Source organism: Kitasatospora sp. NPDC087314, assembly GCF_044744365.1.
Taxonomy (GTDB): domain Bacteria; phylum Actinomycetota; class Actinomycetes; order Streptomycetales; family Streptomycetaceae; genus Kitasatospora.
In genome coordinates, this window is the sequence record NZ_JBIUYE010000005.1 from 188,894 (window position 1) to 210,609 (window position 21,716).

Below are 21,716 nucleotides of genomic sequence, written 5' to 3' on the forward strand. Positions count from 1 at the left end.
CGGGAACGTGTGTGCGGCGAACCTGACTGCCTCAACCCAGGTCTTCGAACAGTGCGGGAGTGCTTTCGTGCGTGCCACCGTGATCCACGGCCCCAACGACATCCGGATCGAGGAGGTGCCCGACCCGGTGCTCCGGCGGCCGACCGACGCCGTGGTGCGGGTGGTCAACGCCTGCATCTGCGGCAGCGACCTGTGGGCGTACCGGGGAGTGGCGTCCCGGGTCGCCGGGCAGCGGATCGGCCACGAGTTCCTCGGCATCGTCGAGGAGGTCGGCTCCGAGGTGACCGGCTTCACACCGGGCGACTTCGTGGTCGCCCCGTTCGTCTGGTCCGACGGTACCTGCGACTTCTGCCGCGAGGGCCTGCACACCTCCTGCCCGAGGGCGGCTTCTGGGGCGAGGTCGGCTCCGACGGCGGTCAGGGCGAGGCCGTCCGGGTGCCGTTCGCCGACGGCACCCTGGTCAAGCTGCCCAGGGAGGCGGCCGGCGAGGAGAAGCTGCTGCCCGGCCTGCTCGCGCTGTCGGACGTGATGAGCACCGGCCACCACGCCGCGGTCGCCGCCGGGGTCCGGCCCGGCGCCACGGTGGCCGTGGTCGGAGACGGCGCGGTCGGTCTGTGCGGCGTGCTCGCCGCCCAGCGGCTCGGCGCCGGGCGGATCATCGCGCTGGGCCGGCACGAGCGGCGCACCGCGATCGCCCGCGGCTTCGGTGCCACCGACGTGGTCGCCGAGCGTGGCGAGGCCGCGATCGAGGCGGTCAAGGAGCTGACCGGTGGTCAGGGCGCGCACGCCGTGTTGGAGGCCGTCGGCACCGAGGAGTCCATGCGCACCGCCATTTCCATCGCCCGCGACGGCGGCGCGGTCGGCTACGTCGGCGTGCCGCACGGCGGTAGCGCCGGTGTCGACATCGGCCAGATGTTCAACCGGAACGTGACGCTGGCCGGCGGTGTCGCCCCCGCCCGCGCCTACATCCCCGAGCTGCTGCCGGACGTGCTTTCCGGCGCCATCGACCCCGGCCTGGTCTTCGACCGAACCGTGGACCTCGACGGCGTCCCGGACGGCTACCGCGCCATGGACGACCGCACGGCCCTGAAGGTCCGCATCGCCTTCTGACGCGTGGGGTCTGCCACGGTCGGATCGCCCGGCGTCCGGGCCGGACGCCCACCCACCTCGACGCCCTGGCCGAACCCGCCCGGAGCTGAACCACCCCCGGTCCGGCCGCCCGGCAGGTGCGGTGCCCGGTCCACACTCTCACCCCAACCGCGCCGAGTGTTGCCCCCCGGAGCGGAGTGCCGGATCTTGGAAGGACCCCGCTCAGGCGGCGCCTCCGCCATGTCCGCGGCCCGGCTGCCGTCTCGGCCGTCGTCGCCCGCCTCCCGGCGCCGCAGGCCGACAGCCGTCCAGCGGGGGAGGAGCGGTACCCGACGGGCGTCGGGGAGCGGCCGCGCGCGAGGGAGCGGGCTGCTTGCCCCAGCAGGAAGGCGGTGCCGGATGCGTGGCCTGGAAGTCACCGTGGTGGTCCTCGCGGCCGTGCTGACCATGACGTGGCTGGCTCGCCGCCTGCAGTGGAACGAGCCGGTCCTGCTGGTGGCGGGCGGCTGCCTGATCGGCCTGACCCCCGACTTCCACAGCCTGGCCCTGCCTCCCGAGGTGGTCCTGCTGCTGTTCTTGCCCCCACTGCTCTACTGGGAGTCGCTGACCACCTCGCTCCGTGAGATCCGGACGAACCTGCGCGCCATCGTGCTGCTCGGGACCGGCCTGGTGCTGGCCACCGCTGCCGCCGTGGCCGCGGTAGGGCACGCGCTGGGCCTCTCCTGGCCGCTCGCCTGGGTCCTGGGTGCTGTCGTCGCCCCCACCGACGCCATCGCCGTGGCGACGGTCGCCCGGGAGCTGCCCCGCAGGGTCCGGACCATCCTCCGGGCGGAGAGCCTGATCAACGACGGCACCGCGCTCGCCCTGTACACGGTGGTGGTCGGCGTCGCCGTTCAACAACTGGCCGTCAGCTGGTCGGGTACCGCCGTGCGATTCCTGATCGCCTACGTGGGCGGTGCCGCGATCGGCTCCGCATGCGCCGCCGTCGTGGTGGCCCTGCGCAGGCGGTTGCGTGACCGCACGGTGGAGAACGCCTTGGGCGTGCTCACCCCGTTCGCCACCTATCTGCCCGCGCAGGCCGTGGGCGTCTCCGGCGTCCTGGCGGTGGTCACCTGTGGTCTCGTCCTCAGCCAGGCGGGCCCCAAGGTGATCAGCGCGGGCGCGAGAGTGCAGATCACCTGCTTCTGGGAGGTGAGCACCGCCATCCTCAACAGCGCTCTCTTCGTCCTGGTCGGCATCCAGACGCCCGCCATCGTCAGCGCGATCGGCTCCGTCTCCCCGGGACACGCGGCCATCACCGCCTTGCTGGTCAGCGGCGTGGTGATCGCCACCCGCCTGCTGTGGCTGTACTCGGTGCCCTACCTCATCCGCGCCGTCGACCGCCGCCCCGTCCAGCGCACGCTGCGTGCCGGTGCCCGGCAGAGGTTCCCACTCGCCTGGAGCGGGGTGCGCGGGGCCGTGTCGCTGGCGGCCGTCCTCGCCGTCCCGGCCACCACCACCGCGGGCCGGCCGCTCGCGGGACACGGTCTGCTGGTCCTCACCGCCGTCACCGTCATCCTGGTCACCCTGGTCCTCCAGGGGACGACCATGCCTGCGGTGATCCGCTGGTCCGGACTGCACGGAGATCCCGACGAGACCACCGAGGAACGCCGCGCCCACCGCCACATCGCCGCCGCCGCGATGGAAGCTCTCCCCGAGCACGCCGAGCGCCTGCAAACGCCGCCGAAGACCGCCGAGGCCATCCTGAGCGAACTGCGCCAGTACGCCGCCGAGGACGCGGAACCACTGGACGATTTCGGCGCGCGTGCCGGGCTCGAACTGCGCCGCGCCCTGATCGGCGTCAAACGCGGCGCCCTGATCCGCCTGCGGGACCAGCGCAGCATCGACGACATCGTCCTGCGCCGACTGCAGCTGCTCCTGGACCTCGAGGAGATCAGGGTCGAGCTGGCCCTGCGTGACTTCACCGATCCGCCGCCGTGACCACCGGCCGGCGAAAGCGGGGCCCGCACGGGCGGCCGCCCGGGATCGGCGTCGGGGGTCAGCCCCGCGCGTCCCGGCGGGCGAGCAGGCGGTAGGCGTTGGACAGCCGCGCGCGTCCGGCGAAGCGGGCGACCAGGCGGTCGAGCACGGCTGCCGACAGCAGCACCGGGGCGCCGACCAGGAAGAGGGCGCCGCGCAGCAGCCGCCGCAGCCGCCCGGGCGGCGCCCCCGGCAGCCACGGCGCGTCCTCGCGCGGTGCGACGGCGTCCAGCAGCAGCCAGCAGGCGGCCAGCAGGTCCACCGGGTCGTGCGGCTCGCCGTGCTCTTCCAGCACCACGTCGAAGCCCAACTCGCCGAGGCGGCGGCGCAGGTTGGCCGCCGGCATCAGGTTCAGGTGCTGCGGCTGCAGCCAGGGCAGCCACCACCGGCCCAGCAACCGGGCGAAGCGGCACTGCGGGTCGGGGACCTCGATCAGCAGGAACCCGCCGGGGCGCAGCGCCTCCCGCGCGGCCGCAAGTTCCCGCGCCGGGTCCGTGCTGTGCTCCAGGTAGTGGAACATGCTCACCACCTCGTACTGCCCGGCCATGGTGGGCGCCAGCTCGGCGAAGGAGCCGCGGAAGCCGCGGGCCAACCGGCCCTCCCGCTCGGCCAGTTGAACGCCCTCGCTGAGGTCCAGGCCGTCGAACGGCGTGTCGGGGAAGACCTCGCGGGCACGCTCGCAGAAGTGCCCGTGTCCCGTCCCGACGTCCAGCCACCTGCTCGGCGCGGTGGTGAACGGGGCCACCGACCGGGCGCGGCTCCGGTAGACCCCGGCCCGGGTCGCGAACACCCCGCCGAGCCGCTGCTCGCCGAGGCCGTCGTAGAAGTCGCGGTAGTAGAACTCCAGTCCGGCACCGGTCAGCCGGGGATTCTGGAAGACGTGCCCGCAGTCCCGGCACGCGTCCAGCACGAACCGTCCCGGCTTGTGCTGCAGCAGGTCGCGGGTGCGCAGGCGGACCCGCAGCAGGGTGGAGCCGCACCACGGGCAGTCGGTGCGGCGCGGTTCGAAGAACCGGTCGGTGCCGTCGGCCAGGTCGGCCTGGTAGCCGGGACGGAGCGCGGCGACCCGCTCGGCGCGGGCAGCCGCTTTGCCCGTGGACGGGCGGGCTGCGGACGGTCCGGGTGCCGGCGGGCCTGCTTCGGTCGTGGTCATCGGGTCTCCCTGTCCGTCTGCCGCGGGCCTGCGGGCAGCAGCTGTTCGAGGTGGGTGGCGGCCGCGGCCGCGCCGCCCGCGGACCGGAAGGAGGCACCGATCCGGCGCGCCGCGACCCGGTGGGCGGGATCGTCGAGCACCGCGTCCAGCGCCTGGCCGAGCCGGGCCGCGTCGGCCCGGCCGAAGCGCACCCGGACGCCGGCTCCGGCCGCCGCCACCTGGCCGGCCACCACCGGCTGGTCGTCCCGGATCGGGGCGACCACCAGCGGTACGCCGTGCCACAGTGCCTCGCAGACGGTGTTGTGACCGGCGTGGCAGACCACGGCGGCGGTGCGGGCCAGCAACCGCAACTGCGGTACGGAGGGCAGTACCAGGACGTCGGGGTCGGGTGCGGGGCTCCCCAGGGCCCCGCCCGGGTCGACGATCACCGCCTGCAGCCGCTCGGCACGGGCCCGCAGTGCCTGCCGAGCGGCCGTCAGGAACGCGGCGCCCGTGTCGGTGTTGACCGTACCGAGGCTGACCAGCACCGTCGCGCGGTCCGGGTCCAGCCAGTCCCAGGGGAACGGCGGCGCCGTCGGGCGGCTCGTGATCGACGGGCCGACGAACCGGATCGGGCCCGCCGGTGACGCGACGGGCCCGGCGAGCTCCGCGGTGGTGAAGGCGAGGGTCAGCAGCGGGGAGAACCGCGGGTCGGCCGTCCCGTTCGGGTCACCGATGAGCTTGCGCAGGCCGGCGAGGAGGCCGGAGACCCAGGCGTCCACCAGGGGCATGCCGTCCAGCGCGCCGGCGAACTCGGCCGAGGTGGTCGCCGAGGTGGCCCACGGCAGTCCGAGTCGCTCGGCGACCAGCGCGCCGGCGACCGCCTGCTGGTCCACCACGACCACGTCGGGGCCGAAGCGCCGCACCGCTTCCGCCACGCCGGGTGCCATCGCCTCGGCGAGCGGGACCAGGAAGTCCTCCCAGAGGAACTTCAGCGCCGCCGGCCCGCGCAGCTCCGGTGGCCGCTGCGCCTCGTCCGCCGCGGGGACGGCGCAGGGGAAGACCTCGGCATCCGGGCCGGCGAGCGCGCCGACCACCTCGGGCAGCCCCGCCCAGGCCGTCGTGTGCCCGCGGGCGGCCAGTTCGGCCGCGACGCCCACGGCCGGGTTCACGTGCCCGACCAGCGGCGGGACGACGAAGAGGAAGCGGCTCACCGGACGGCTCCCCGGGCAGGCTCCCGGACTGCTTCGCGAACGGGCGGGTCGGCGGCCAGGCCGCGCAGCTCCGCGCCCTGCTCGCGCAGCCAGGACAACGTGAGTTCGCGGACCACGTCCGGGGTTTCGATCAGGACGGAGTGCTCCTGCCCGGGGACGAAGGCGCTGCGGCAGTCGGGCAGCAGCCCGTCCAGCCAGGCGGCCTGGGCGGCCAGATCGGACCGGGTGCCGTAGACGGCCAGCACCGGGCAGCGGATCGCCCGCAGCTGCGCCTCGTCGGGCAGCCGGCTGGCGGGGATCTCCCGCGCCAGCGAGGTCTCGGCCAGGATCGTGCCGGCCGAGCGGGCGAGCCGGGCGGTGTGCCGGCCGCGTTTGGCCGCCACCCAGGCCAGCGTGGACTTCTTGACCAGCTCGGTCTCGGCCCGCCGCAGGATGCCGTCCAGCTTGGCGGCCCAGGCCGCGGTGGCCGGCTCGGACTCGATGGCCAGGATGCCGACGACCTGCTCCGGCCGCCGGGCGGCGAGGCCGAACGCCACCGTGCCGCCGAAGGAGTTGCCCAGCAGGTGGACGGGCCCGGTCACCTCCAACCGGTCCAGCAGGGCTTCCAGGTCGTCGACGAACCGCTCCAGCCGGTAGCCGGTCGGCGGCCGCCCGGTGCGGCCGTGGCCGCGCTGGTCGTACATCAGCACCTCCACCCCGGCGGCGGCGAGCGCGGGGGCCAGGGTGAAGTAATAGCTGGCGAGGCTGTCGGTGAGCAGCCCGTGCAGCAGGACGACGGTCGCGGCGGGCGGGCCCGTGTCCTGCGGGCCGAGCCGCTGCACGTGGAAGCGGAGTCCGTCGAGGTCGATGAAGACCATGGTCAGCTCAGCTCCGCGGTCCGCAGCCGGTCCGCGACGTAGCCGACCAGCCGGCCCACCGTCAGGCCGATGATCTCTTCGAGCTCCATGCCCGCGATGAACTCGGCGAAGTTGATCCGGGCGCCCCAGCGTTCCTGGAGCTTCCCGGCCAGGGTCACCAGGTCGATGCTCTCCAGTTCGAGGTCCTCGGTGAATCGGGCCTCCATGGTGACCTCGGCCTCGTCGAGGCCGTACTCGCCGAGCACGGTGGCCAGCATGCCGGCGATCTCGCCGAGGATCTCCTGCTCGGTGGGCGGGTGCCGCTCCATGGTCTGCTCGCTGACGGTCACTTGGTCACTGCCCCTTCGTGCGTCTCGGCAAGGTGGTTCACCACGAGGTCGTTCTCGGTGGTGCGGTTCTCGGTGTGTCGGCTCTCGGCGTCGTCCGTGGTCCAGGCCACGACGTAGCGGCGGTCCGGGAGGCCGGGCGGGCTGCCGACCAGCGTGCAGCGCACCCGGTGGGCACGGGGGCCGCCGGGTCCGGCGACCATGACCAGCAGGGCGGTCGGATCGGCGCGGACCACCGTGACGTCGCGTGGCCGACCCCGCGATCCGGTGCCCTCGGCCTTGGCCACCGCCTCCTTCGCGGCCCTGAGGCGGGCGGACCAGAGCGCTTCGGTGCCGCCGTGGGCCGCGCGGCAGGCCGCCAGCAGAGCCGGCTCCGCCGGACCTGGCGCGACCGGCGGCGGCTGGACCGGACGGTCCGCCACCTCCTCCAGGCCGATGCCCGTGCCCGTCCCGCCGGCGGCCCCGGGCGGTCGGACGAGGGCCACCGCCACCCCGTCCCGATGCGCGAGGCAGACGTCGAGTTCGGGGACCTGTCGGCCGTGCAGCCCGACCACCAGGGGCCGGCCGCCCGGGTCGTCGCGCACCTCGATCTCGGCGGGGAACACCGGACCCTCGCCCTGCTCCCACAGCCACCGCCGCACCGCGTCCTTCACCGCGATCCGCCCCAGCAGCCACGCCCGGCGGCCGCGCGGCGGCTGTTGTTCGTACCGGGCCCGTTCGGCGGCACCCAGGTGGTTGCGCATGATCAGGTCGCGGGAGGCGAGGTCGGGCCAGCGCTCGTGCAGCAGCACCCAGCCGCCGCGCTGCGGCGTCGAGAGGGTGTTGCGCTCGACGAACCGCTCGACCGGGCGGGCCTCGGGGTGGCTGTCGAAGCGGCGGTCCTGCCAGCCGCGCACCTGGGCCCAGACCGTGCCGCCCGACCGCAGCTGCACGTCGGCTTCGAGGGTGGTGTCGGTGAGTTCGGTGATCCGGATGTGGCAGTGGAGCTCGGTGCCGGGCCGCGGCGGCCGTCCGTGGAAGCGGAGCTCTCGCAGGCCGACGGGGAAGACGACGGTGCGATCGGTGCGGGTGGCCATGATCCAGTAGCCGAGCAGCTGGCCGACGTTGTCCAGCAGCGCGCCGGGGGCGGGCGGCGCGGTGATCACGCCGCGTACGTGCCGCTCGCCGAGCGCGGTCAGCTCGGTCAGCCCCTGGAACGCCGGGCCGTGGAACATCCACCGCTCCTCGTACAGCCCGGCGGCCGTCAGCTCCGGGGTGCGCTCGCTGTCCGGGTCCACCGGCCAGGGGGCCGGCGGTGGATCATGGCGATCCGTCAGTTCGACCGTGCCGCGCGCGTATTCGCCGAACGACGCGGTGTACCGGCCCGGGCCGGCCTCCCGCAGGGTGAGTGGCACGTCCATCGGTGTCGCGGCCGGTACCCACTGCCCGAACCGCATCTCCCGCACGCCGCCGGCCACTCGGCCGGGCTCGGCCCGCTCGGCGGCGTCCACCAGGTGCTGCACGATCGTGGTGGCCGGGACGACGGGCCAGCGGTCCGCCAGGTCGGGCCAGTCGGGGCGCTGCCGGAAGAAGCAGTGGTCGCGCAGGTAGGGCATGGCGTCGCACGAGATGTGCACGCTGCTGGTGCGCACGGACGGCGTCCGGTCGGTCAGCGGCTGCGGCCGATCGCTCACCGGCTGCGGCGGTTCGCTCACCGGCCGCCCCGCGCCGAGCAGTTCGACTGCGGCCCGCTCGGTGTCGCGCAGCAGCGCGTCGAGTTCGGCCGCCACCGGGAAGCGGTCGGCCAGCGCGGCGAGGTCCGCACCGCCCGGGCCCGGCCGGTGCGGCGGCGCAGCGGGCGGGCCCGACTTCCGCGCGCCGGCGACCAGTTCGGCGCGGAGCCCGCCGAGCGCGGCCGCGTCCAGCGAGACGAGCGCGCCGCCGAGGTCCAGCCGTACCGCCGGGTGCGCCCGTTCCACCACCCCGGCGCCGGCCACCGCGGCGCGGGCATCCGCCGGCAGCAGCGCGTCCGTGTCCGGTTCGGCGCCGTCCGCCCAGAGCGCGGCGGCGACCCGGCGCAGCTGGGCCATCCCGTCGCGGTGCGGGGAGTTCGCCGCGACCGCCAGGTGCTCCCGGTCGCCCAGCGTGTCGCCCACCAGCGAGGCGAGCTGCCCGCCGCCCAGCTGGACGAACGTCCGGAAGCCGGCCGCGTACAGGGCTTCGACCAGCGGACGGAACCGCACCGGCTGCACCAGGTGACGGAGGAACAGGGCGCGCACCTCGGCCTCGGCGGCCGGGAAGGGCGCGGCCGTCGTGCCGGACCAGACGGGCACGGTCGGCCGGTGGAGTTCGAATCCCTCGGCCGCCCGCTGGATCGGCGCCAGGTACGGGGCCAGCATCGGCGTGTGGAAGCCGGACCGGAACGGCAGCACCTGGCCCAGCACGCCGTGCGTGCGGAACCAGCGCACCAGCTCGGCGACGGGCCGCTCCGGACCGCAGACGATCGACTGCTGCGGCGCGTTGTCGTGCGACAGCACGACCTGCGACATGCCGTCCACCGTCGCCAGCGCGTCGAGCACCCGGGCGACCGGGGCGCCGAGCGCGGCGAAGGCGAGCCCCGGGACGCGGAGCGTGTCGGGGTCGAACGCCTCCAGGAAGGCGTCCACCGAGGCGCCGGAGTAGAGGCCGCCGGCGGCCATCGCCGTCCACTCGCCGACGCTGTGCCCGGCCACGGCGTCCGGCCGCACGCCGATCCTGCGCAGGGCCGCGTCGAGCAGCCGGCCGACGGCGAAGACCCCGACGCCGTGCCGCCCGATGTCGCCCACGCCGCCCGTCAGGACGGGGCGGGGCAGGCCGAAGTGGTCGGCGACGTCGTCCACCCGCGGGGCGAACTCGGCCTCCAGGCCCGGGAAGAGGAACGCCACCCGGCCCGCCCGGCCGCCCCGGTCGGCGGCGAGCAGCGGCTCGGGCGCGAACCAGACGTCGCTGCGCCCGCGCCAGGGCCGCCCGTTGGCGACCGCGCGGCGAGCCAGCGCCAGCCGCTTTCCGGTCGGGTCGGCGATCGCCACCCGGCAGCGCGGCGCGGGGCCGCCCTGCTCGGGCAGTCCGGCGGCGAGCAGCGTGCGGTCGTCGGCCGCGAGCAGCTCCGCGAGCTGCTCGGGTCCGTCGGCGGCGAGCCGCAGCACCCGCTCGGGTTCGGCCACGACCGCGGTGGGCCGCGCGGCCGTCGCGCCTACCCGGGCCGGGCCCGGGGCCTGCTCCAGCACCACGTGGGCGTTGATCCCGCCGAAGCCGAAGGCGTTCACCCCGGCGCGCCGGGGCGTGCCGTCGGCACTCTCCCAGGGCTGCGCGGTGTCGACGGTCCGGAACCGGGTGCGGGCCAGCGCGGGGTGCGGTTCGTCGCAGTGCAGGGTGGGCAGCAGGACCGCGTGGTGCACGGCCAGCGCCGCCTTGACCAGTCCGGCGACGCCGGCGGCCGGCATGGTGTGGCCGATCATCGACTTCACGGAGCCGAGCACCGCCCGCTCCTCACCCGCCACCGCAGGGCCGAAAACCTCGGCCAGCGTGGCGAGTTCGGCCGCGTCCCCGGCCGGGGTCGCGGTGCCGTGGGCCTCCAGCAGGCCGAGCGCGCCGCCGGCCGCCGGGTCGAGTCCGGCCGCCCGCCAGGCCGCCCGCACCGCCCGGCTCTGGCCACCCGGGTCGGGGGTGGCCGGCCCTGCGGTCCGGCCGTCGCTCGCCACGCCGGTGCCGCGGATCACCGCGTACACCCGGTCGCCGTCGCGCTGCGCGTCGGCGAGCCGCTTGAGCACCACCACGCCGGTGCCCTCGCCGATCAGCAGCCCGTCGGCGCCCCGGTGGAACGGGCGGATCCGCTGGCTCCGGGAGAGCGCCCGCAGCTGCGCGAACACGCTCCACAGCGTGATGTCGTGGCAGTGGTGCACGCCGCCCGCCAGCACCAGGTCGCAGCGCCCGCCCGCCAGCTCGCCGACCGCCTGGTCCACCGCGACCAGCGACGACGCGCAGGCGGCGTCCACCGTGTACGCGGGGCCGCGCAGGTCGAGCCGGTTGGCCAGCCGGGAGGCCGCGAGGTTGGGCACCAGGCCGATCGCCGACTCCGGCCGGTCCGGGCCGAGCCGGTCGGTGAACGCGACCCGCACCCGGTCGAGTTGGTCGGCGGTCAGCTCGGGCAGCAGCTCGCCGAGGGTGCGCACCAGCTGGTGGGCACCGCGGACCCGCTGGTCGAGCCGGACCAGGCCCGGCGTCAGGTAGCCGCCCCGGCCCAGCACCACGCCGACCCGGTCGCGATCGGGCAGCCGCTCCGGGCCGCCCGCGTCGGCGATGGCGGCGGCGGCGACGTGCAGCGCGATCAACTGGTCGGGCTCGGTGCCGGGCACCGAGTTCGGCATGATGCCGAACCGGGTCGGGCGCACCTCGGCCAGTTGGTCCACGAAGCCGCCGCGCCGGCAGTACAGCCGGTCCGGCGCGGCCGGTCCGGCTGCCGCCGCCGGGTCGTAGTAGTCCGCGTCCCAGCGGCCCTCGGGGACGTCGGTGATCGCATCGACACCGCCCACCAGGTTCTGCCAGTACGTCGCGAGGTCCGGCGCGCCGGGCAGCAGCACCGCCATGCCCACCACGGCCACCGGCGGCAGTTGAGTGCCTGTCACCGCTCCCCTCACCAGCCCGAGGCGGTGTAGACCACGGACCGGACCGACTCCTCGCCCCAGGCCAGCTCGCGCAGCAGCGCCAGCGTGCCCGCACCCGGGTCGATCAGCCGCACGCCCCGGCGGGCGTAGTCCCGGGCCAGCTCCGGCGAGACCATGCCGCCGTGCGGGCCGGACGGTGCCCACGGGCCCCAGTGGACGGTCAGCGCCCGGCGTCCGGTGCGGTCCGACCAGCGGGTGCCCAGCTCCTCCAGCGCGTCGTTGGCCGCCGCGTAGTCGGCCTGCCCGCGGTTGCCCAGGGCGGCGGCGATGCTGCCGAAGAGCACCGTGAAGCGCGGCCCGGCCGGCAGCTCGGCCAGCGCGTCGAGCAGGGCCCGCGCGCCGTCCGCCTTGGTGGCGAAGACCCGCCGGAACGACTCCGGGGCCTTCTCGGCGAGCACCTTGTCCTCGATCACGCCCGCGGCGAAGACGACGCCGTCCAGCCGGCCGTGTTCCGCGTACACCTCCTTGACCGCCTGCCGCAGGGCCGCCGGATCGGCCGCGTCCACGACCTGGTAGCGAGCCGTCGAGCCCAGCGCGGACAGCTCGTCGAGCGTCGCCGCGACCTCGCGGCCGGCCAGCAGCCCGGCGGCGGTGCGGTCGACGTCGGCCAGCGGCACACCCTGCCGGGCGAGCACGGCCCGCAGCGCCGACCGGTCCCGGGCGGCGGCCACCGCCGGGGCCTCGACGCCCTCCGGCGGTGCGGTGCGGCCCAGCAGTTCCAGGCGGCAGCGCGAGGCCGCCGCGAGGGCCGCGGCGAACCGCGCGGTGATGCCGCGCGCCCCGCCGACCAGCAGCACCACCGCGTCGCGGTCCAGACCCAGCGCGGCGGCCTCCGCCACTCCGTCGCCGGCCGGCCCTGCCCCGGTACTGCCCAGCACTCCCAGGCCGCGCTCCACCAGCGCCAGGCCCTGGCGCCCGTCCGGCCCGTGCAGCACCACCGGCTCGCGGTCCTCGGCCAGCAGCTCGCCGACCAGCGCGTCCGCCACCTGCGCCGGACCGACCCCGATGCCGAACTCGACCAGCCGGGCGGTGGTCTGCGGGTACTCGCGACTCAAGGTGCGGAACAGCCCGCGCAGTCCGTCCGTCCGACCGCGGCCGGCCGGTGCCGCGGTGCGGGCGCCGAGCAGCCAGCGGGGAGCACCGGCCAAGGCGCTCTGGAGCGCGGGCACAAAGCCCGGCAGCACCGGCGCACCGTCCTCGCGGAGCGGGTCCAGCAGCAGCACACCGTCCACCGGGCCGTCCGCCGTGGACAGTTCGTGCCCGGCGTCCAGGGCCAGCAGCTGCGCGCCGGCCGCGGCGAGCCGCGCCGCCAGGGCCTCGGCGACCGCGCCGCCGTCCGAGCCCAGCACGGCGAAGCGCCGGCCGGCCAGCGACTGCGGTGCCAGGGCGGGCCCGGCCAGCGGCACGGCGGCGAACTCCAGGCGGGCGGGCTCGTCACCGACGACGTCCGACGGCTCGGGCAGCTCCGCCGCCGACCCTGCTGCCACCGTCGGCTCCGGGGCCGGCCTGCGCTCGGGAGCGGCCCCGTCCAGCCGGTCGGTCAGCCAGCGGGTGATGGCGGCGGCGGTGCGGGCGCCGGAGAGCTGCTCCAGCCCCTCGTCGCCGAGCGTGACGAGCTCGCCGCCCGGGCCCGCGGCCAGCCGGCGGGCGAGTTGGCCGATGATCTCGGTGCGCTTGATCGAGTCGATGCTGAGGTCGGCTTCGAGGTCCAGGTCGGGTTCGATCATGTCGGCCGGGTAGCCGGTGCGCTCGCTGATCACCTCGACCACCGTGCGCAGGACATCGGCCTCACCGAGGGCGGGCCGCGCCCCGTCCTGCGGCTGAGCCACCGGCACGGCAGCGGGTGCGGCCGCGGGCTCGGGCAGGGCCGCCGCCCTGACCGGCATCGGCAGGACCTGCGTCACCGGGTACGGCGTCGGCGGGACCGGCAGCGGGACGGCCGGCGCGACGCCCGACCCGCCGAGATGCGTGAGCAGCACGTCCCGCTGAGCCGCGATCATCTCCCGGCTGCTCCGCAGGAACTCCGACACCAGGGCGTCCCCAGCGGACTGCTGACCGTTCGCGTGCGGTTCCTGCGTCGTCATGAGGGCTCCAGGTACGGGTCGGGCCGGTGCCAGCGCACCGGGCAGAAGTTCTCCGGCGGCGGTGCGCACCAGCTGCCCGTCCACCGTCCAGCCTGGCCGGCGCGCGCTCCGCGTCCGGCCCGCGGCCACCGCGTCACGGCCGCGCAGCAACCGGCCGGTACGCACCGGCACTCCGGCGACGGCCAGCTCGGCCAGCGCGTCGAGGAAGCCGTGCAGGCCGCCGCGCCGCCCCTCCACCGAGACCGCCCGGTGCGGCCGGTCGCCCAGCACCGCCGAGACCAGCCGGGTCAGCACCGACCCGGGGCCGGCCTCGACGAACACCCGGGCGCCCGCCTCGTACATCGCCTCGATCTGCTCCGCGAAGCGCACCGGGGCGCCGAGCTGCGCGGCTAGCTCGCCACGCACCGCGGCGGGATCAACCGGATAGCGCGCGGCCGTGCGGTTCGACCAGACCGGGAACTCCGGGCTGCGCACCGTGCGGTCGGCCAGCGCCCGGGCGAACCGCTCGCCCGCGCCCGCGACCAGCGGGCTGTGGAAGGCGCAGGCGACCGGCAGCCGCTTCGCGCCGTACCCGGCCTCCGCCAGCAGTCGCACCGCGGCGGTCATCTCCGGCGTCCCACCGGAGACGACCGTCTGGCGCGGTGAGTTGCGGTTCGCCGCCACCACGCGACCCGCCAGCCCGGCGGCCACCAGCACCTGCTCGACCTGCTCGGCGCCGGCCGCCACCGCGGCCATCGACCCTGGGTCGCCGCCCTCGCCGACCGCGTCCAGGATCGCGCGCGCACGATCCGCGCTGATCGAGGGCAGGTCCTCGGCCGCCAGCGCGCCCGCCGCGCACAGCGCCACCAGTTCGCCGTAGCTGTGGCCGGCCGCCAGTTGCGGACGTACCCCCGCGAGCCCCAGCAGCTCGTACGCCGCCAGGCCGGTCATCCCGAGCGTGGGCTGGGCCACGGTGGTGTCGGTCAGCGCGGCACGCTGCCGTTCGCGTGCCTGCGGTGTGAAGGCCATCGGCGGGTACAGCGCGTCCGCGTACGCCTGCCCCAGCAGCAGATGCCGCCGCACTGCGGGGAACGTCGAGAACAGCTCCGCGAACATCCCCGGACGCTGGCTGCCCTGCCCGGGGAAGAGGAACGCCACCTCGCCCTGCGCCACCTCGCCCTGCGCCACCTCGCCCTGCGCCACCTCGCCCTGCGTCGCCTCGCCCTGCGCCACCTCGCCCTGCGTCGCCTCGCCCTGCGCCACCTCGCCCTGCGTCGCCTCGCCCTGTGCCGCGCAGTCCGGCTCGGCCAGGTGCAGCCCGGCCGCCGGGTCGCCCTGCCCCGCCATCGCCCGCCGCAGCAGCGCGGCCAGCTCCGCGACGTCCGAGGCCACCACCGCCACCTGGACCGGCCCGGCCGCCGACTCCGCCCGCTCGGCGGCGGCCAGTGCCAGGTCGCGCAGCCGCCACGGCGACCCGTCCGCCTCGACCTGCCGCAGCAGCTCCGCCACTGTGCGCAGCGCCCGTGCCCGATCGGTGCCCCGGAAGGTGAAGAGCTCGGCCGGCCACTCCTGCAGCCCGTGCACCGGCGGCGGTCCGTCGTAACCGCGCAGCACCGCGTGGAAGTTGGTGCCGCCGAAACCGAACGCGCTGACACCGGCCACCCGTTCGGCGGGCGGTGCGACCCACGGCCGGGCCTCGGCGTGGAACGCGAACGGGCTGACGTCCTCCTGCCACGCCGAGTTCGGCTGCGTCAGGTGCAGCGTCGGCGGCTTGATCCCGGTGTACAGCGCCAGCGAGGCCTTGATCAGCCCGGCCAGACCGGCCGCGCACTTGGTGTGTCCGATCTGCGACTTCACCGACCCCAGCGCGCAACTCTGCGGCGCCGCACCCGCCTCCGCGAAGACCGCGCTCAGCGTGGCCAGTTCGGTACGGTCGCCGACCACCGTCCCGGTGCCGTGCGCCTCCACCAGCCCCACCTCGGCCGGCCCGATCCCGGCACTGCGGTAGGCGCGCTCCAGCGCTGCCCGCTGCCCCTCGGGCCGGGGAGCCGTCAGGCCCAGCGACCGGCCGTCACTCGCGCTGCCGATACCCCGCACCACCGCGTACACCCGGTCGCCGTCGCGCTCCGCGTCCGCCAGCCGCTTCAGCACCAGGCAGCCCACCCCCTCGCCGAGTGCGATCCCGTCCGCCGACGCGTCGAACGGGCGGGAGCTGCCGGTCGGCGAGAGCGCGTGCACCGAGGCGAAGAGCAGGTAGTCGTTGATCCCGTTGTGCAGGTCCGCTCCGCCGCACAGCACCAGGTCGCTGGTGCCCGCGACGAGTTCCCGGCACGCCACGTCCAACGCCGCCAGCGAGGAGGCGCACGCCGCGTCGACCGTGAAGTTGGCGCCGCCCAGGTCCAGCCGGTTGGCGATCCGCCCGGAGATGACGTTGGCCAGCATGCCGGGGAACGAGTCCTCGGTGAGCTTCGGCAGCTGCTGCGCGATCTCCTCCGGGACCGTGTCCAGGTAGGCGGGCAGCACCGCCGACAGCACCCCGGCGTTCGAGAGGTCGCTGCCCGCCTCCGCGCCGAACACCACGCTGGTCCGCGAGCGCTCGAAGGCCCGGCCGCCGCCCTCTCCGCCGCCGTCGTACCCGGCGTCCAGCAGCGCCCGGCGCGCCGCCTCCAGCGCCAGCAGCTGCACCGGCTCGATGCTGCCCAGCGCGGTGGGCGGGATGCCGTAGCTCAGCGGGTCGAAGGGGATCCGCGGCAGGAAGCCGCCCCACTTGGACGGCGTGGTGCCGGGCCCGCCGTCCGCCGCGTGGTAGCGCGCCGGGTCCCAGCGCTCGGCCGGCACCTCGGTCACCGCGTCCACCCCGCCCACCACGTTCGCCCAGAACGCGGGCAGGTCGGGAGCCTGCGGGAACATGCCCGCCATGCCGATCACCGCGATGTCCAGCGGCGCGGGCGCCGGCTCCGGTTCGGCGAGGGGGAGCAGGCCCAGGCGCTCCGTCAGCTCCACGGCCCGGGCGGCCAGGAAGCCTGCCGCCCCGGTGCTCACCGTGGCGTGCAGCTCGGCCAGCGTCGTGGTGGCCGAGCGCAGCACCGCGACCTGTCCGGCCATGAACATGCCCTGGTCCAGCTGTCCCTGCTCGTCCACCTCGGTCAGCGCCCCCGCCACCCGGTCGACGCCCTTGGCGGCGATCCGCAGCCGGCCGACGTTCAGCCGTTCCAGCTGCTCCCAGGCCTCCCGGTCCGGCACCCCCTCCGCCCGCAACCGCTCGCGTGCCTGGCGGAACTCCACCGTGAAGGGGCTCGGCACACAGCGGGTGGCGTGCCCCGGCGCCGTCTGCAGCAGCTCCGTCCCGCGCGCCGCCAGCACCTGCCGCTGGAACTGCGGCCGCACCGCTCCGCAGGCCACCGCCTCCTCGGTGAACAGGTACGCCGTGCCCATCAGCACCCCCGCGGCGACCCCCCGGGCCGTCAGCGCTGCGGCCATCGCCGCCACCATCGCCGCGGAGCGCGCGTCGTGCACGCCGCCCGCGAAGAGCACCTCCACCTGCGGGTCGGCCTGCGCGGTGGCCAGGAAGTCCTCCAGGACCGCCAACTGCGCCTCCCAGAGCGGGAAGCTGTGCCGCGGCCCGACATGCCCGCCGCACTCCGAACCCTCGAAGACGAACTTGCGGGCCCCGTCCTCCAGGAACTGCCTCAGCAACCCCGGCGAGGGTACGTGCAGGAAGGTGCTGATGCCCGCCTCCTCCAGCACCCGTGCCTGCGACGGCCGCCCACCGGCGATCACCGCGTGGCTGGGTCTCGCGACCAGGACCTCCGCAAGCTGGGCGCTGCGCACCTCCTCCGGCGCGAATCCCAACACGCCGACACCCCAGGGGAGTCCGTCGACCGTCGCGGCGGTCCGGGCGAGCAGCTCGCGGGTCTGCTCCGCGCCGGCCAGCGCCAGCGCCACGCACGGCAACGCGCCGGCCGCGGCCACCGCTGCCGCGAATGCCGGCTGGTCACTGACCCGGGTCATCGGCCCCTGCACCACCGGCAGCCGAGTGCCCAGCGCCTCGCCCAGCCGCGCCCCGGGCCCGAGCAGGTCCGCCGCCGCACCCGGCTCCGCCGCCGCCCGCAGGCCGTCCAGGACGGCCTCCCGTACGGCCCGCACCGCGCGTGGGACCGTCTCCCAGCGCTCGGCGAACCGTTCGGCCAGGAAGCCGTCCTGACCGACCGTCAGCTCAGTCTGCGGGGCCGCGCCCGGCCGGCTGCGGCGCAGCACGCGTCGCCCGTCGACCACGACGGTCTCGGAACCGTCCATGCCGCGCACGGCCGCCGCGATCTCCTCCGGCACCGCCGACTCCGCCAGCAGTGCGAGCTGGCTGTCCAGCACCACCCCGGCCGCCCCGCCGGCCACGGCCGCCATCGCCGTGCGCGGCCCGATCCCGCCCCAGGCCCAGACCGGTGCCTCGATCCCGGGCGCGGCCAGCAGCTGCTGCAGCAGCACGAAGGTGCTCAACTCCCCGACCCGGCCGCCACTCTCGCAGCCGCGCGCGATCAGCCCGTGGACCCCGGCGCGGACGGCGGCCAGGGCCTGCGCCAGGTCCGTCACCTCCACCAGCAGGCGGTACTCGGCACGGAGCGCCGCGATGTCCCAGCCGGGCGTGTCCACCGCCAGCACGACCACCTGCGGGCCGGCGCCCCCTGCGGAGCGGAGCTCCTCGGGCACCATCCGGCAGCCGGGGCCCACCCGGACACCGAACCCGGCCGGGGCCCGCTCCCGCAGCCTGGCGAGCTCCTCGCGCGACCGCCGATCACCAACTCCCAGGTCCAGCACGCCCAGTGCGCCCGCACGGCAGACGGCTTCGGCGAGCCCGGCGTCCGGTAGGTGGAACGGGGTGATCCCGATGACGACGTCGGTCAGTGAGCAATGGGGTCTCATGGACTCTCCGGTATGCATCGTGGTGCAGGTCGGGGCATGAGCGAATTCGGAAGGGTGCCACGGGCAACCCCTCACCGCGGACGCGAGGGCACCATTGCGCCATCCCGTGATCCGGTCCAACATCGAGGCTACTGAGTGGTAAGGCCCGCCAGGTTAAACCCACGTGGCGAGTGCATGTCAACAGATCGGGAGAGGGGAGCCGCTCGAACCCGGATCCAGCCCGACCGCCGGCCCCACGGCGCCGCTCCGGCCCGCGAGCCCCACGCTGGGCCGATCGCCGCCTTCCACCGGCGTCCGTCGACGACCGACATCAGAAAGTCAGCCCACCCGACTTCCTGCGCTCCCCGGGGCCCACCACCCGGCGTGCGTCCCACGCACGGGAAGTCGGCCCACCTCTGCGTGCTGCGCACCCTCCGGGCCGGGCGCGCGGCCGCTGGGCGCCCTGCCCTGGGCCCGGTTCACGCGCGGGAAGTCGAATCAGCCGACTTCCCGCGCTCAGCCTGCCGGGGCGGTGGGCGGGGCCGGGGCGGCGGCCGGGGGCGGCGCGGCGGGGCCGGAGGTGGAGGCGCCGGGCCAGGACTCCTCCAGCGTGCCGTCGGCGCGGACGGTGTAGCGGGTGGAGGTGGCCGCGCCGGTCGCGGCGACCCGCTCCTCCCGCACGACCGTCCCGCCGTCGAGCCGCCAGGCGGCCGTCGCCTGCGGGTCGGCCGCCGAGGTGCGGGAGGTGGCGGCGACCGGGGTGTCCCCGGTGAAGGTGAAGAGTTGGACGAGGTCGACGGGCACCGAGCCTTCCGCCCGCCGCAGCACGACGACCGCTGCCGGGGCGCCCTTGTACCGGGCCGGCAGTACGGTGCTGAGGGCGACCTGCGGGCCGGCCCCGACCGATCGGCCGTCCCGCAGCGCGATGCCGGGCCCGCCGGCCCCGTCGGGGTAGCTGCGGTTGGGCCAGTCCACCACCGGCCCCGCTCCCTGAGGCGGCGCCAACGGGCTGTCGCCCGGGCCGCCGTGCGCGGCCGCCGCGAGCGGCGTGACCGACGACTGGGTGGCGGCGGGCGACGGGACGGCGGCGGGGGGCCGGGCGGCGGTGGAGGCCACGGCGACCCCGTCCACCGAAGTCCCGTCCACCGAGGTCCCGGTCAGCGCTCGCTCACCGGCCGTGGCCAGCGCACTGGCGGTCGATCCTCCCGAGGGCCGCAGACCCTGGTTGCTGCGGTTCTCGCACCCCTGCGCGGCCGCGATGGCCAGCGCGACACCGACCGTCACGGTGACGAAGACGATGAGGCGCTGCCGCAGCAGCCGCTGCCGCGCGCCGACGGGCCGCCCGCCCGGGGCGGGGGTGTGCTGGCGGTCCCGGGGCCGCCCCCGGTCATGGGCGCCGGGCCGGCCGGGGGGAGGGGTCTGCGGCCGGGCCCGCAGCGGGCGGGTCACCGGTGTCGCCTCGGGCCGGGGGAGCGGGGCGGTGGCCCCCTGCGGGTGCCGCGCCGCAGCTGCGGCCGCAGCCCGGGCCCGCGCGGGGGCGGCGGGTTCGGGGGAGCGTCCGGGTGCGGGCACGCCGTGCCGCGCGCCGTCGGGGGCGGACGGGGCCGTCGGGCCTGCCGAGGCCTGGGCTGCGGCCCGCCCGTGGCCGGGCCGTGCACTGCGCGAGCCGCTGCCGGCTCCCGTCGCCGCGCCGCGCGCCGCCAGTTCGCTGAGCCGCTCGTGCAGGGCGGCCGCGCCGGGCCGTTCGGCGGATTCCTTGGCGAGGCAGGCCCGGATGAGCGGTGCCAGCTGCGGCGGTACGGCCGACAGGTCGGGTTCCTCGTGGACGACCCGGTAGAGCATGACCTCGGAGGACGCGCCCGACCCGAACGGGGTGTCCCCGGTGAGCGCGTAGGCGAGGGTGGCCCCGAAGGCGAAGACGTCGGTTGCGGGCGTGACGGCGGCTCCGCGCACCTGCTCGGGCGCGAGGAAGCCGGGTGAGCCGACCGCGGTGCCGACGTGGGTGAGCGTGCTGGCGCCGCGCGACCAGGCGATGCCGAAGTCGATGATGCGCGGGCCCCGGGGCGACAGCAGGATGTTGGAGGGCTTGAGGTCGCGGTGGACGACCCCGGCCTCGTGCACCTTGACCAGCCCGTCGGCGAGTGCGGCGCCGATCCGGGCGGCCTCGGGCCAGCTCAGCGGCCCCTCGTCGCCGACCCGCTTGTAGAGCGAGGGCCCGGGCACGTACGCGGTGGCGAGCCAGGGGCGGTCGGCCTCGATGTCGGAGCCGACGACGCGGGCGGTGCAGCCGCCCCGGATGCGGGAGGCGGCGGCGATCTCCCGGGCGAAGCGGGTGCGGAACTCCTGGTCCTCGGCGAGTTCGGCGCGGATCAGCTTGAGGGCGACGCGCTGCCCGCGGCGGTCGGAGCCGAGGTAGACCACACCCATGCCGCCGGCGCCCAGTCGCCGGTGCAGGCGGTACGGCCCGACGATGCGGGGGTCCTCACGCCTCAGCCGCATCATCGCCATGTTCCGTTCCCCGTCAGCCTGTGGGTGGGGCCCCGTCGGGTGGGGCATCGTCAGTTCCTGTCTGGCACAGCTTACGGACTGCCCACTGCGGTGTGCTGATACGCAACGCCTCAACCGACCGTGCGATTGTCGGATCTTGCGTTGACCCGCAGGTCATAGGGGTGCCGAATCGTTTCTCGGGGTTGCCCCTCAGGGTTCCCCCGGGGGTGCGGGCGAGGCTCTCTCCCCCTGCGGTAGTACACCTTGGGTCTGAGCGTCATACTCCGGGATGCCCGAGGAACAGTACGACGGCATGACGCCTGGACGGCCCCCTGAGCAATAGCGTTGTGTTCAGCGGTGGACGGGGAGCTCGTCCCCCGAGGTAAGCCGTCCACCGCGCCAACTCGACCGGATCACAGGAGTAAGGGCATGGCACCGCAGCTCACGGGAACCTCCCGCCGCCGTCGGCCGGCCGTCACCCAGTCCCGGTCGACGGAGCAGCCCACCCGGCACCCGGCCGTGGCGTTGGCCATGGCCCTGCCGTGCGCGGTGCTGCTGGTGATGCTGTTCGGCGGCTGGGACCAGATGGCGAACCAGGCTCAGGCCGTCGCCGATCTGATCGGACGCTGAGATCACGCCGGCCCCGACGGGGTCGGCCACAGAACGGGCACTGGTCCCCTGGGGACGGGGAGCAGTGCCGCCGGGGAGGCCGCGGCCGCAGTGACACGCGGACGGGCGTGAGTGGTGCGCAGAGCGCCCCGGCAGGCGGAGACGCCGCGTACGGACGTCGGTGAGGGCGACCGTACGCGGCTCTTCTCTTTTCCCGATCTCCTCCCGACCGTCTGTCCTGACGGTCGGACAGCCCTGCGGCCCGAGGCTGCGGCAACGCCAAAACGGCCGGGGCCGCAACCCTTACGGATCGCGGCCCCGGCCGTTACTGTGCGCGATACA

General features: G+C 75.8%; 8 protein-coding genes and 2 pseudogenes. 3 read left to right on the plus strand and 7 right to left on the minus strand.

Translation table 11 applies throughout. The features are described from left to right. The first annotated feature begins 67 nt into the window (after window positions 1-67). Window positions 68-1,110, plus strand: a pseudogene (locus ACIO5E_RS12895) (zinc-dependent alcohol dehydrogenase family protein). A 378-nt stretch (window positions 1,111-1,488) separates the two neighbouring features. Continuing rightward, window positions 1,489-3,069: a Na+/H+ antiporter gene (locus tag ACIO5E_RS12900; protein WP_400666674.1), complete on the plus strand. Its 1,581-nt coding sequence runs from the start codon at window positions 1,489-1,491 to the stop codon at window positions 3,067-3,069. A gap of 58 nt (window positions 3,070-3,127) precedes the next feature. Here ACIO5E_RS12900 and ACIO5E_RS12905 read toward each other — a convergent pair whose 3' ends face one another. The 7 genes and pseudogenes from ACIO5E_RS12905 to ACIO5E_RS12935 all read right to left on the minus strand — a co-directional run. Next, window positions 3,128-4,261, minus strand: coding sequence for a class I SAM-dependent methyltransferase (locus ACIO5E_RS12905; protein ID WP_400666676.1), 1,134 nt, complete (start codon window positions 4,259-4,261; stop codon window positions 3,128-3,130). After that, window positions 4,258-5,454, minus strand: a complete 1,197-nt coding sequence (locus tag ACIO5E_RS12910) for a glycosyltransferase (RefSeq protein ID WP_400666678.1) — start codon at window positions 5,452-5,454, stop codon at window positions 4,258-4,260. Before ACIO5E_RS12910 ends, ACIO5E_RS12905 begins: the two co-directional genes overlap by 4 nt. Further along, window positions 5,451-6,311: an alpha/beta fold hydrolase gene (locus tag ACIO5E_RS12915; protein ID WP_400666680.1), complete on the minus strand. Its 861-nt coding sequence runs from the start codon at window positions 6,309-6,311 to the stop codon at window positions 5,451-5,453. The genes ACIO5E_RS12910 and ACIO5E_RS12915 overlap by 4 nt, the downstream gene beginning before the upstream one ends. Window positions 6,312-6,313: 2 nt before the next feature. After that, entirely contained in the window at window positions 6,314-6,619 is a 306-nt protein-coding gene (locus ACIO5E_RS12920) for an acyl carrier protein (protein ID WP_400667073.1), read from the minus strand. A 17-nt stretch (window positions 6,620-6,636) separates the two neighbouring features. Continuing rightward, on the minus strand, window positions 6,637-11,280 hold the full coding sequence (locus ACIO5E_RS12925) for a beta-ketoacyl synthase N-terminal-like domain-containing protein (protein WP_400666682.1): 4,644 nt from the start codon (window positions 11,278-11,280) through the stop codon (window positions 6,637-6,639). Window positions 11,281-11,288: 8 nt separating this feature from the next. After that, window positions 11,289-18,299, minus strand: coding sequence for an SDR family oxidoreductase (locus ACIO5E_RS12930; protein ID WP_400666685.1), 7,011 nt, complete (start codon window positions 18,297-18,299; stop codon window positions 11,289-11,291). Window positions 18,300-19,514: 1,215 nt separating this feature from the next. After that, window positions 19,515-20,786 (minus strand): annotated as a pseudogene (locus ACIO5E_RS12935) (protein kinase); the annotation flags it as partial. 408 nt (window positions 20,787-21,194) lie between these two features. Between ACIO5E_RS12935 and ACIO5E_RS12940 the strand changes: the two are divergent. Beyond that, window positions 21,195-21,395, plus strand: a complete 201-nt coding sequence (locus tag ACIO5E_RS12940) for a hypothetical protein (RefSeq protein WP_280681610.1) — start codon at window positions 21,195-21,197, stop codon at window positions 21,393-21,395. Window positions 21,396-21,716: the final 321 nt, after the last annotated feature.